Here is a 12,743-nt window from a genome sequence, read left to right as displayed (position 1 = left end):
AGATGCGTATGCGCAAGCCGCAGCCGTTGCGTTTTACCGGCTCGTCACCTGGCGCGCCGAGCCCACGCCTCTCCGAAAGAGACCAGCTGCAACCGCTCCTCGTCCCACAGGGCCAGCCGCATGGACCGCAGACTTGGGAGCAGGGTCACCCGTCCGACACCCGCGAGTTGCGGATACTCCCGCAACACTTCGGGCAATCGGTAGCAGGGAATCCGGCTGCACAGGTGATGGATGTGGTGGATGCCGATATTCGCCGTGAACCATCGCAGGACCGCCGGCAAGTGGTAATGGGAGCTACCATGCAATGCAGCTTCGTGAAAACTCCAGCCTTCGTCATGGGACCAGTACGTATGCTCGAACTGATGCTGGACGTAGAACAGCCAGACACCGATCGACGCCGCCAGAATCAGAATGGGCAGATGCACAAGCAGGAAAGGCCCATAGCCCACCAACCGCACCGCCGTAGCGACAAGAACCGCGATGGCGACATTTGTGCCCATCGTACTCAGCCAGGGTCTCCAGCCGCCACGCATTCTCCCTACCGGCCATCGATGCTTCAGAATGAAGAGATAGGCGGGACCGACGCCAAACATCACCAGGGGATGCCGATAGAGACGATATAGCAGCCGACGCCCGCGCGGCTGCGCGAGAAACTCACCCACGGTCAATGTGTCGATGTCGCCCAGTCCCCTGTGGTCGAGATTGCCGGAGTTCGCATGATGGCATGCATGGCTGTATCGCCAATAATCGTAAGGCGTCAGGGTCACAACACCGAGAGTTCGGCCAACCCAATCGTTCACGACCCGGCTGCGAAAGAACGAGCCATGTCCGCAATCGTGCTGGATCATGAAGAGGCGCACGAGCAAGCCAGCCGCGGGCGCCTCCAGCAGCAGGCCAGGCCAATAACCGTGACTAAAAGCACCCTGGATCAGAGCCCAGATGAGCAGGAACGGCACAGCCGTGATCACCAGTTCAAAAACCGCACGCGTGCTGTCGGGTTCGCGATAACGGGCGAGCAATTGTGGCAGTGCGCGGATTTCCGGCAATGTTGGGCTCATATCTGATTTGCTTCCGAACATGCCCGCACAAGCCGATAAGGTTCTCGCGCACGGACGCCTCCGCCAGCGGCTCCGGGGTCGCGCCCCACGTACTCCCATATTGATCAGTGCGCGGATGCTTTGCTGAGCAATATTGCACAGTCCAGGATCCAGCGATCCCATCCGAACATCCCGGGCCGCGCGGCTCACCGCGATCGGAGGCGGCCCAGCGCTCGCTCCGGCCAGCAGGCAATTCCCGCATATGAGCAATATTGAACAGTAGCCGGCACGGGAGCACGGCATGTTCACTCCGTCGCAACCGGCGAATCGGCTGCGAGCGGCGGCGGCTTCGGGTACGGCATACCCCGCCATATCGGCAGGAGCTTCATATGTCAGAGGTCTACGCTCGTCCCGAACCGACGCTGATTCCCATACCCCGGCCACTCTGTCCGGCCTGCCAAACCCGCATGATGCTGATCCACGTCGCGGCAGGTTGCGACGGGCCCAATCTGCGGATCTTCGAATGCTCGAAGTGCGGGAATGTCCACAAACTATCCAGCGTCGATCCGACGGTGGCAGCCAAGTAGCGGCTGAAGGGGAACGTTGGATGAAGCGACCCTGGCACAGGGGCTGCGAGCCAGGGCCGCCATTCATCGGATACGATGAGTGGGCATCGTATCCGGTCGCCATCACCAAGTAGCCCCGGCGACGTTCGTTCCAAGCGCATGCTCTCGCGAGGCGCTACCAGCGTTTCCGCCAAGCGCCGCCCCAGCTTCCGCCCCATCGGCTCCGCCCGCGGACGAGCCCGATGATCAGGAGCAGCAAGATCGCGCCGATCGCTGCGTCAACGATCTGCGCAACCATCCCAGAACCGAGATGGAATCCAAGTTGCGGAAATATCCAGCTCGCAACGAAGGCTCCTGCGATTCCCACGACGAGATCGCCAAACAGACCCAAGCCCGTACCCATGACGATCTGACCCGCCAGCCAGCCAGCCGCAACGCCCACGACCAATATGACGAGAAGGCTCTCACCGGATATGTTCATGTTCACGTCCTCACCAACAAACTGCGGAACTTCCGCCACCGCTCAGAATAGACCAGAGCGACAGCGCAGGATGTGCAAAACGGCTCAGATGCCGGTCGTCTGAGCGGCGCGGGGCTTGCCGCTATTGCGGACCAATCCTCCGACAGGGCTGAGCAATTCTGCTCTACGGAGACGCGACCTAGCTGCTAGACTCGATGACGTCGCCCATCGAAACGACCAACCGCATCGCGGAGCTTAATGCCGCACTCATGATGAGCCGGCAGAAAGCAAGATTCGGCTAACCGACCAGGTGTCGGCCTGCTAAACTGAGGTGATCCTGCAGAGGACTTCCACGACATCATGCCAAAAGCGCCGAAAGGAACATTCGATCCAAAGACCTTTCTCGCCAAGGTCGGCGACGGCAAAGCCATATTGAAATTCGACAAGAACCAGGTCGTGTTTTCGCACGGCGATGCTGCGGATACCGTTTTCTATATCCAGAAGGGGAAGATCAAGGTTCTGGTCGTCTCCGAGCAGGGCAAGGAAGCGGTGGTCGGAATCATGGAGCCGGGGCAATTCTTCGGCGAAGGCTGCCTGAACGGACATCCCTTGCGAATTTCGACGACGGTGGCGATGGAACAGTGTGTGATCACGTCCATCGCGAAGCCAGCGATGCTTGCGACACTCAAGGGCGAGCCGAAGTTTTCCGAATTGTTCATGGGGTACTTTCTCAGCCGAAACAGCCGCATCGAGGAAGACCTGATCGACCAGCTGTTCAATTCCAGCGAGAAGCGGCTCGCGCGGCTCCTCCTTCTCCTGGCAAATTTTGGAAAAGACGGCGTCGCCCAACCGATTGCAGTGCAAATCAGTCAGGAGACGCTCGCCGAGATGATCGGGACAACGCGCTCTCGGGTCAGCTTCTTCATGAACAAGTTTCGCAAGCTCGGCTTCATCACCTACAACGGCAAGATCGAAGTTCACAATTCCCTGCTGAACGCGGTCTTGTATGACAAGCCAGAGATCGTGAGGGACGACGACTGAGCCATTCGGTCGGAAGGATCGAAGCGGTCCGGGCGATCTCCCGCGCATAGCGGAACATCAAGCGCGCCGTCTCGTTGCCTATAATGGCAGTCGATCACGCGAGGCGCGATGCAGGACAATGACCGGCGCTTCGACTTTGCAACGATGCGAGAAGAACCAATGAAAAAGCCCCCTGCACCAGCAGACGAGAGTGAGCCGAGAATCGTTCAAAGAGCCGACGTGGCGCCAACGGACGGCTTCTCGCTGGTGGTCGACGGTCGCTTGAAGGCGCATTACGACGACCAGAATGCCGCTCAGAAAGCCGGGGCCGAACTGCTGGGCAGATTTCCAATGCTACAGATCCTGATCTACGATGCCGCGACGAGGACGAGATCCCCGCTGCAATGACGCCCCGTGATCATCCCTTCTTGCGACGATTGGACGGGGTGTCGGAGACCATCCGACGGAGACGTATTGCTTGCGCGAAGCTGGCAGACGGCTGCCGCTTCGGGACGGCAGGCTTCTCCGGCTTGATAGATTCCGGGCGTCCTCGGACGGAAAGAAGCTCTTGGCTGTGGCGATCCAGACGCTTGTCCGAGCCGGGCGTATCGAGCAAATGGCCGACCAATTCGCCCGAGAGACGATAGATATTGTTGCCCCTGAGCTCGTAAACCTTTCTGCCGGCAAGGTCGAAGATGGCCGTGCCGGTCTGAAGTCCAGCGCGAGCACCCTTGTTGTTGATAATGTACCCGCTCATGACACACCCTCCATCAAGAGTTCCTTGATGGTGCGCCCATCGTCAGCCATCCGGCCGCGACCGGAACCTTCGCCTCTTCTTCGATGAGACGTTTCAATAGCCACTGCCGTCGGGCATCGTCCTGGGCCAGATCAAGCTGCCTTCTGAAGAGTTTCAGGTTCTCGCGGTGAACGAATTCCTCCAGATCATCAATTCGGGTCACTCGGTCAGGTCGGCGGCCTGAGTTCGTGACTGGCGAGCCAGAGGACGGCTGTCGAGCGCATCGGATCTGCTTCAACTGTGGCAGCATAGATGTGCTGGCAACAGTCGCAATCGAACATTCCGATGTCCAATGCGGATGGCTCTCGAATTCTTACCAGGTTCACGTGTCCACCGCACTTGGGACAGCGCGGCCGCAGGACCGGTGCAAGTGACGGGCCGGATGAGTGGAAGTATTGCGAAAGCAAACGATTCACTCCTATCGGGCGAGAGCGTTACATCGCCGATAGTTGCCCATAGGGACGACGACCAGGACACCATGTGCCTCCGGGTCCGAAATTGCTGGTCAATATTGCTCGCTGGAACAAACCCCGCGCCGTAGCCGGATGCGCGCCTCCGGGGGGAATGAGGCCGAAATCGCCCCTAGACGCCTAGCGCCTTGCGATTGAACGTTCGCAGGAAGCGCAGCGACAACGTCCGCACATTGGCGACATTGAGAAGCCACGCGAGGGCGACATAGGCAAAGCCGCCCGCAACGCTCACGATGATCAGCGCCGCGATACCCGTCCCATGGATCTGCGACCGCGCGAGGAGGATCGCAGCTGCCATTGCCGCGGCAGAAGCGGCGACGCCGGTCAGGCGATTGACGTCGAACGGCACGGGATGGGCACGGCGCATGAGAACGACGGCGACGACGAAGCCGATCACCTCGGTTGCAAGCGTCGCCAGCGCAGCGCCGTAGATGCCATAACCCGCAACCATCGTGAACATCAGCGCAATGCTCAAGACCAGCGTGAGGAACGACTGTGCCGCCAGCATGAAGGGCCGTTCGGCGAGCTGGAAGCTGAGCTGGACGTAGAATTGATTGGCGATGCCGAAGCAGCGGGCGAGCACCAGCGTCGGCAGCAGCGCGGACACGCCGGCGCGAAAATCGACACCGACGAGCGTGCCCGTGACCTGATCTGCGGCGAGCGCAAGCCAGACCGCGACGGGCGCGACAACGACGAGCAGCAGCTCGAGACTCTCGGTCAGCCGCTCCCGCGTCGTGTCCTGCTCCGACAGCGAGCGGAACACCATCGGCACGGTGGCCGCGGCAACGCTGGTGGCGATCATGACCATGAACTGGCGCGGCAGATCGGCGGCGACACCGAAGATGCCGGCGGAATCCCTGCCGAGCAAATAGGCGACGATCAGCCGGTCGCTGGCCGAATAGACCGCGACAGACAATCCAGCCAGGGTCAACGGCAGGCCGTAGCGCGCGAGCTGCATGAACTGGTTGCGCGAAAAGCTTGCGACCCTGGCGCGATCGCTGACGAGATTGAGGATGACGCCGGCGAGCGAACCGAGGCCAAAGGCTGCGAGCAGGCCCATGCCGCCCCAGCCAAGCCAGATCCCGAGCAGGCCGAATCCGACGCTCGACACGCTGCGCACCATCGAAATCGCCGCAAATCGAAAGGGCCGAAACTTGGCACGTTCGAACTCCTGGCCGACGTCGAACCCATTCGACATGATCGCGACGAACATGCTGGCGAGCACCAGCTCGACACTGACGTCGCTACGGAACAGGAAGACCAGCGGGGTCGCCGCACACATGGCAAGGACGGTCAGTGCAAAGCCAACCATCGCCGTGCCGCGAAAATCCACTTCCGCCGACATCGCCTGATAGCGCGACACCGACAGCTTGATCCAGGCGAAGAAGATCGCGCCCAGAATTCCGGCGATGCTCATGCCGACCACATAGACGCCATACTCCGCCGGCGTCAGCAGCCGCGTGTAGGCGGTGACCGCAAAAAAGCCCATCGCAGCAGACAGGATGTAGCTGACGAGGTAGATGGAGAAATGGCGGTTCAGCATGCGTGCACGGGACCGGCGGCCTTGAAATCGAGCGGCCGTTAATCAGTTGGACCTTGGCGTGATGGTTCGACTGCGCCGCAGCATCTCCCAAGATAGTCATTTAAGTCTGCAAATCGGCCGCCAAATGGGATGGCTCCACCGCTTTCGCGCGTTAGCGTTAAATTTGCGCTGTCCTTGAACGGGGCGCCGCGATCACCGAAAAGAAACCATGATTTCAAGACGTCGCCCGGCGTTTGGTTAACGTATGGACGTGGCTAAAATGGTCGTTGTCGAACGCATGGGGGCAAACCCGAGTTCCCTGCCCCATGGCGGGACCGATGCGTCCCTGGTCCCGGCGTCCCCTGGGGACGGGGACGGGCGGACGACGCTCAATTTGTTCTTCGAGGAGCGCGACGACCGCTGGTTTCCGGGCGACCGTCACGTCCGACCGCTGGTGCGGCGGATGCTGCTCGGAAAATCCTGGATCAGCGGCCAGCGGCGCGTGTTCCTCAATCTCTGCGCTGGGCTCGACCGGGTCGGCATCCCCTATCGCGTCAATGACTACAGCTACATCCGCAAGCATCCGGAGGAGCTCGCCTGCATCCTCGGGCGCCCCTTCGTGCTCGACTGGTTCGCGTGGAAGAACCCGCTGCTGCTCGGCGTCGTCATGTACAACCATCCTGTCGACGTGCCCGAGCGCCTCAAGGAGTTTCATGAGAACACGATCCTCGTGCCCTGCGACTGGTATGCAGAGATGTGCCGGCCATATTGGCCGCGTATCGAGGTGTGGCCGGTCGGCATCGAAACCGATTTGTGGACGCCAACGCCGGCCGCGCAGAAGAGCGTCGACGTGCTGCTCTATGACAAGGTTCGCTGGGGCCATGACCGCTATGATCGCGAGCTGATCGAACCGATCCGCAAGCATCTCGAAGCAAGCGGCCGCTCGGTGGAAGTGATCCGCTACGGCCATTACAAGGAAGATGACTACAAGGCCGCGCTGGCGCGCTGCCGCAGCATGGTCTTCCTCTGCGAGCACGAGAGCCAGGGCATCGCCTGCCAGCAGGCGCTATCTAGCGGCGTGCCCGTATTCGCCTGGGATCGCGGCGGCCCGTGGCAGGATCCGGAATATTTCCCGGACCGCGTGAGATACGAAGGCGGCGTGTCCTCCGTGCCCTATTTTGACGCACGCTGCGGCGGCACATTCGTCGATGCCGATGGCTTCATCGCCGGCTGGAGCGGCTTCTGGTCGCAGGCGAGCGCAGGCAGCTTCGCGCCTCGCGACTATGTGATCGACCATCTCACGCTCGAAAAGGGCGCGCTTCACTATTACGACATCGCCGAAGCGGTAATGCAGCGCCACGCGCGCTGAGCGGAACATTCGCGACAATTAACCCAACAACAGGAAACCGCGGCGCTGCAAGGCGCCGCTTGGTACGATGGCGCGTTGGTTCCGAAAGGACTTCCACCACGTGACGACGCTCGACAGACGCCAATTTCTCCTCGGCAGCGCCGCAACGCTCGCGACAGGCGCGTCGGCGTCCGCGGCCCCGCCAGCGTCGAAACTTGTCCAGCGTCATCAGGGCTATGGCGCGGCCGCCACGCTCTGGGATTTGCAGGCCGATCCACGGCTGGGCGAGGCCATCAGCACCTATTGCACGCAGGTGGTGCCGGTGCTCGAGCTGAAATGGCCGATGCTCCGGCCGGACGCGCACACCTTCGCCTTCGAGCGCGCCGACGCGATCTATGATTTCGCGCAAAAGAACGATTTGACCATGCGCGGCCATACGCTCGCCTGGTATCATGACATTCCTGACTGGACCAAGCAGATCAAGGATTCGAAGGGCGTCGAGCGCGCCTATGTCGATCACATCAACACCGTCGTGTCCTATTACAAGGACAAGCTGACCTCGTGGGACGTCGTCAACGAACCGATCCCTGACAATCCCGGGAGCGCCAAGGACCGTCGCGATACATTCTGGACGCAGCATCTCGGCGACGGCTGGATTCCGCTCGCGTTCCGAACGGCCGCAGCGGCCGATCCCTACGTCAAGCTCGCGATCAACGAATACGATATCGAATCGGCAAAGGATTCGTTCATCGCCAAGCGCGCGGCCTACCGCAACCTCATCATGGAGCTGCTGGATCAAGGCGTGCCCCTGCACGCGGTCGGGCTGCAATCGCATCTGCATGCCGAGCTCGAGATCGACACCCACGGGCTTGCCGAATTCGTCACCGAAGTCCGCTCATGGGGCCTCGAGGTCTTCGTCACCGAACTCGACGTCGACGACCAGAAGCTGACCGGAAGCCCTGCGGAGCGCGATGCCATCGTCGCCAAACGCGTCGACGATCTCCTGACCGCGATCTCGACCAGCGGACCTGTGCGCTCGGTCCTCACCTGGGGCATTTCCGACCGTTACAGCTGGATCAACGGCTACGTCAAACGCCCGGACAAGCAGCCGAACCGGCCATTGCCGCTTGATGGCGAGTTCAAGCCCAAGCCGTTGATGAATGTCATCAGCAAGTTCACGAAGGACGTGTGAGGATCAGCGCCTGTCTTACCTCGTCCTCACCGGGACAGGTGAAACTCGGCTCTTCGTCAGCCATCCGACGGCAGTCCCTGCTCGAGCCCGCGAAAGCGCAGCGGCGCCAGGGCGGATGCGCGTTGCCACCAGTCGGCGACGCGGTCGTCGAGTGCCGTCACCCCGCGGCCATGGCCCGGAAAGATCCGAATCTGCTGCACCGCTTCGGCGACGAACCCCTTGCCCCGGCGCATGATCTTGAGTGCGGCGCCTTCGCGGTCCCGCTGCGTCAGCGGCACCAGCAGCCGACCGCGCGGGCGGAGCGAGGCAAGCCAGAGCGGATGCGGATGCGAAAAGCCGGCATGCACGATGATGATATCGGCCGGCTCGCCGATATCGCGACAGCCGTCGCCGTTGATAATTTCGACATTGGGATAGGCCCGCAGGTAATTCGCAGCGCGCGATGCGAGCCGGGCGTCGCATTCGATTGCGCGCACCCTGCCCTTCGGCCCCACGATCTCCGACAGGATCGCCGAGAAATAGCCGAGCCCGCAACCGATCTGGATCACGCGATCCTTTGCTCGGACATCGAGCAGATCGATGAAATGGGCCCAGAGGCTCGGCAATCCGGTGTCGAGCTTGCGGCGCGCGTCGATGGCGACGAGCACATTATCGTAGAGATGAACGGGATCGGCGCTGGGTGTCAGCCGATAGCTGCGCGCCGCCTCGGTTTTGATGCGCCAGGGCCCCTTCGCCAGAAAATTTTCACGCGGCACCGACGCGAGGGCGGCAAGCAGGCGCGGCGAAGCAATCCGCTCGCGCTTCGCAATGAGCTCGACGTAGCGCGCCCGCGCGGCGGACAGATCGCTCATTTCACCGGATCGGCCTGCGGACGCGCCGGTGTATCGCCGCCGAGCTCGTGCACCAGCTGCAAGGCGAGCTTCAGGTCGGGCGTCAGGAAACCCTCGTTGAACTTGCCGACGATCGGCACGAGCAGAAGGCTTGCGTGCTCGCGCTTGCCTGATGCGTGCGACAGCCGCGCGAGGCTGACCGCGGTTCTGAGCTCCCAGGACAACGCGCCCTGCTTGCGCGCCGTCTCCAGCGACAGGTCGAACAGATCTTCGGCCTCCTGCACCGAGGCCGGATTGCCGTCCGACAAGGTGATCTCGCCTTGCAGGCGGTAGACCTCGGCGAGATAGGAGTGATCGCCGGTGCGCCTTGCGGTCGCAAGCGCACCGTCCAGCGCGCGCAAGGCGGCGTCGCGCATGCCGACCTTGGCATAGGCCTCCGCGAGCAAGCAACGGAACCAGCAGCCGGCGAGCCAGGAATCCATCGCCTCATATTCATCGAGGCCAAAGCGCATCTGGCTGATGCCTTCATCGGCATCGCCGAGCTGGGCCAGCGCCCAGCCGCGCAGGATCGCAGCCTGCTGCTTCCAATGCAGGAAATTGTGTTCGGTGGCGATGATCATGGCGCGGTTGGCATGATCGCGTGTGCCCTCGATATCGCGCAGATGCTGGCAGAGATAGGCGCCGAACACGAGCGCGAAGGCGAGCGAGAACGGATGGCGGATCTTCTCCGCGAGTGCAATCGCCTGCTCGCTGTGCTGGCGCGCCGCATCGGGCTGGCCGAGGAACCAGAGAAGATAGCCGAGATAGGACAGCGAGACGACGCCGGGATCGGTGCCGTGGCGCTCCATCAGGTCGGAATGCAAATCGGGACTGTAGAGATCGATGCAGCGATGCAGATGATGCTGCGCGGCGGCGAAGCGACCGCGATACAGCATGGTCATCGCGATCGAGCGGTGCGCCTCGATCAGGTAGCCGGTCTGCTGCACCGTGTCCTCATTCAACCGCTCTCGCTTGGCGAATTTCAGCAGTTCGACGCTGAGATCATGCGCGCGGGTGAGGTCGGCACGGATGAAATGGCACACCCATAGCCCGCGCGTGGCCGCAAAGGCCTTTTCGTCGTCGTCCAGCTGCTGGCCGAGCTCGAGGGCGCGGATGTAGTTCTCCTCGACCTCCTGCACGGCGTAGCCCTTGGCGGCGATCAGCGCGTTGCCGAGCGCGATCCGCAGCTCGAGCTCGATCTCGTCGGCGCCCTGCATGCGTGCATTGGCCTGCACGACGCTCAAGCCCCGGCGGAGATGGCCGATCGCCTCGAGGTTGGCGCCGCTCTTGGCCGCCTGCTTGCCTGCCTTGAGCCAGAAGCTCGCCGCGCCTTCGCTCTGCCCGGACTCAGTCAGATGATGGGCCAGCAGCTCCGGCTCGCGATCGGTCTTCTCCGGATACATTTCGGCCAGGACCTGGGCGATGCTGGCATGCAGCTTGCGCCGCTCACTGTGCAACAGGCTGTCATGCGCCGCGTTCTGGATCATGACGTGCTTGAAGGAGTAGAGCGCATCGGGCGGATGCCCCCGGCGCATGATCAGGCCGGCCTCCTCCAGATGGGTCAGCGCCGCCTCGATCTGCTCCGCCGGCATGTTGGCGACCGCGTGCAGGGTCTCGTAGGAGAATTCGCGGCCGATGGTCGCGCCGATCTGTGCGATCCGCTTGAAAGGCCCCATCCGGTCGAGACGGGCCATCAGCGAGTCCGTCAAGGTCGCCGGGATCGCGAGCTGCCGCCACGGGCCCGACAGCACGTAGCGCCCGTGCCGCTCGGTCAGAAGGTTGGATTCGAGAACCGTCTTGGTCAACTCCTCAAGGAACAGCGGCACGCCGTCGGTCTTGACGATGATCTCCTCGACGACCTCCTTGGGAAGCTCCCTGCCCGCAACGCGCTCGACCAGCGTGGTGCGCAGCGCCCGGCTCAACCGGTTCAGCACCAGCGTTGTGATGTGCGAATGCGCATTCCAGCTCGGCTGGAATTCGGAGCGCGCCGTGATGATGGCCAGGATCGGCTGGTTCTGCACCTGCTCGACCAGCAAATCGACAACCTCGCGCGACGTCGGATCGATCCAGTGCAGGTCCTCAAAGGCCATCACCAGCGGCATCTCGCGGGCGAGCCCCAGGAAATGATTGACCAACGCCGCGACAGTTGCGTCTTTCTGTTGCTGCGGCGACAGGTCCAGCGGCGCATAGCGCTCTCCGGTCGGGATCGACAGCAGCGCCGCGAACAGCGGCGCCACCTGCTCGATATCGCCATGGGCCGCTGCAATCGCATTCTCCAGGCTGGCCAGCGACAGCGCGGAGGCATCCTCGCGGTCGAGGCCGAGGGAGAATTTGAGCTGCTCGACGAAGGGATAGAACGCGGTGGAGGTGTAATAGGGCGAGCACTGGAACGCGACATGCCCATGCCGGTCACCGGCGATCCGCTCAAAAATCTCCTGGATGATGCGCGACTTGCCAATCCCGGGCTCGCCGAACTTGACGACGACCTGGCCGTCGCCCTCCTTGACCTGCTGCCAGCGCGCCATCAGCAGCGCAATTTCCTCCTCGCGGTTGACGAGCGGGGTCAGTCGCGTGCCCATGGCGGCGGCGAAGCGGGTCTCGACGCGCGTGGCGCGCACGACGTGCCAGGCCTGGGTTTTTTCCGAGATGCCTTTCAACGCCTGGGCGCCGAGATTGCGGTAGTCGAACTTGCCCTTCAGCAGCGATTGCGTCGAGGCGGAGATCACCACACCGTTGGGCGGCGCCAGCGCCTGCAGACGCGCGGCGAGATTGACGGTCTCGCCAACGGCGGAGTCGCGCTCCTCGGTACCCTGACCGACGAGGTCGCCGACCACGACGAGGCCCGTCGCGATCCCGATGCGGACGGCGGGCGCGTGGCTGAGCGCACCGCGCGGCTCGATTGCGCGCGCGGTCGACAGCACCCGCACGATCTCGAGCCCGGCGCGCACCGCGCGCTCGGCGTCGTCCTCATGCGCAGTCGGATAGCCGAAATAGACCAGAATGCCGTCGCCGACGAAGCGGGCGGCAAAGCCTTCGTAATGCTTGACGACGCGCACGCAGGTTTCGCGAAAGCTGGCGATCATGTCACGCACGTCTTCCGGATCGAACTGGGCCGAGAGGGCCGTGGAATCCACCATGTCGCAGAACATGGTGGTGAGCTGGCGCCGCTCGGCGCCAACCTCTATGCGGGTCTGCGGACGCGCCGGCGCAACCGGCGCCTCCACCGTCTCCGCCTTGAACAGCGCGGCCATGGCCCGCTGCAACCGCTTGCGATCGCCGAGCGGCAGCCCGAGCTCGGCAAGATCCGCCTCGGTCAGGTCGCCCATGACGTCGAGATCGAGGCGGTGCTGCGCGAACAGATCGGTGTAGTGACCGAGACCAATGCCTTCGAGCCAACGCTTCAACCCGACTTCAGTCCCCGGCTCATTCTCCAGCATGGTGATCCCGCCGTACACTCCCTCCG

At 62.7% G+C, this 12,743-nt stretch carries 11 protein-coding genes; 4 read left to right on the top strand and 7 right to left on the bottom strand.

Annotated features, from left to right (window positions below; all coding sequences use genetic code 11):
• Nucleotides 1-44 precede the first annotated feature (44 nt).
• Complete coding sequence (locus L6637_RS30360) at nucleotides 45-1,058, bottom strand: fatty acid desaturase (protein WP_237872760.1); 1,014 nt, start codon at nucleotides 1,056-1,058, stop codon at nucleotides 45-47.
• A gap of 720 nt (nucleotides 1,059-1,778) precedes the next feature.
• Complete coding sequence (locus tag L6637_RS30355) at nucleotides 1,779-2,084, bottom strand: GlsB/YeaQ/YmgE family stress response membrane protein (protein WP_237872759.1); 306 nt, start codon at nucleotides 2,082-2,084, stop codon at nucleotides 1,779-1,781.
• A gap of 339 nt (nucleotides 2,085-2,423) precedes the next feature.
• On the opposite strand from L6637_RS30355, the gene L6637_RS30350 reads away from it, so the two are divergent.
• Complete coding sequence (locus tag L6637_RS30350; RefSeq protein ID WP_237872757.1) at nucleotides 2,424-3,104, top strand: Crp/Fnr family transcriptional regulator; 681 nt, start codon at nucleotides 2,424-2,426, stop codon at nucleotides 3,102-3,104.
• 108 nt (nucleotides 3,105-3,212) lie between these two features.
• Nucleotides 3,213-3,491 (top strand): hypothetical protein, encoded by a 279-nt coding sequence (locus L6637_RS30345; RefSeq protein WP_333909303.1) that lies wholly within the window; start codon nucleotides 3,213-3,215, stop codon nucleotides 3,489-3,491.
• Between the two features lie 10 nt (nucleotides 3,492-3,501).
• On the opposite strand, the gene L6637_RS30340 is transcribed toward L6637_RS30345, so the two are convergent.
• The 3 genes from L6637_RS30340 to L6637_RS30330 form a co-directional block, all read right to left on the bottom strand.
• Entirely contained in the window at nucleotides 3,502-3,840 is a 339-nt protein-coding gene (locus L6637_RS30340) for a hypothetical protein (protein ID WP_237872756.1), read from the bottom strand.
• 13 nt (nucleotides 3,841-3,853) lie between these two features.
• Complete coding sequence (locus L6637_RS30335) at nucleotides 3,854-4,042, bottom strand: hypothetical protein (RefSeq protein ID WP_237865237.1); 189 nt, start codon at nucleotides 4,040-4,042, stop codon at nucleotides 3,854-3,856.
• A 419-nt stretch (nucleotides 4,043-4,461) separates the two neighbouring features.
• Nucleotides 4,462-5,892, bottom strand: a complete 1,431-nt coding sequence (locus L6637_RS30330) for an oligosaccharide flippase family protein (RefSeq protein ID WP_237872755.1) — start codon at nucleotides 5,890-5,892, stop codon at nucleotides 4,462-4,464.
• 259 nt (nucleotides 5,893-6,151) lie between these two features.
• On the opposite strand from L6637_RS30330, the gene L6637_RS30325 reads away from it, so the two are divergent.
• Both L6637_RS30325 and L6637_RS30320 read left to right on the top strand, forming a co-directional pair.
• On the top strand, nucleotides 6,152-7,240 hold the full coding sequence (locus L6637_RS30325; protein WP_237872754.1) for a glycosyltransferase family 1 protein: 1,089 nt from the start codon (nucleotides 6,152-6,154) through the stop codon (nucleotides 7,238-7,240).
• Between the two features lie 100 nt (nucleotides 7,241-7,340).
• Nucleotides 7,341-8,411 (top strand): endo-1,4-beta-xylanase, encoded by a 1,071-nt coding sequence (locus L6637_RS30320; RefSeq protein ID WP_237872753.1) that lies wholly within the window; start codon nucleotides 7,341-7,343, stop codon nucleotides 8,409-8,411.
• Nucleotides 8,412-8,467: 56 nt separating this feature from the next.
• Here L6637_RS30320 and L6637_RS30315 read toward each other — a convergent pair whose 3' ends face one another.
• Complete coding sequence (locus L6637_RS30315; protein WP_237872752.1) at nucleotides 8,468-9,262, bottom strand: protein-L-isoaspartate O-methyltransferase family protein; 795 nt, start codon at nucleotides 9,260-9,262, stop codon at nucleotides 8,468-8,470.
• Nucleotides 9,259-12,717: an ATP-binding protein gene (locus tag L6637_RS30310; protein ID WP_237872869.1), complete on the bottom strand. Its 3,459-nt coding sequence runs from the start codon at nucleotides 12,715-12,717 to the stop codon at nucleotides 9,259-9,261. Before L6637_RS30310 ends, L6637_RS30315 begins: the two co-directional genes overlap by 4 nt.
• Nucleotides 12,718-12,743 lie beyond the last annotated feature (26 nt).

Origin of the sequence: Bradyrhizobium zhengyangense (assembly GCF_022012435.1) — a bacterium.
Classification (GTDB): domain Bacteria; phylum Pseudomonadota; class Alphaproteobacteria; order Rhizobiales; family Xanthobacteraceae; genus Bradyrhizobium; species Bradyrhizobium zhengyangense.
This window is presented reverse-complemented; position numbering and strand designations above follow the sequence as displayed.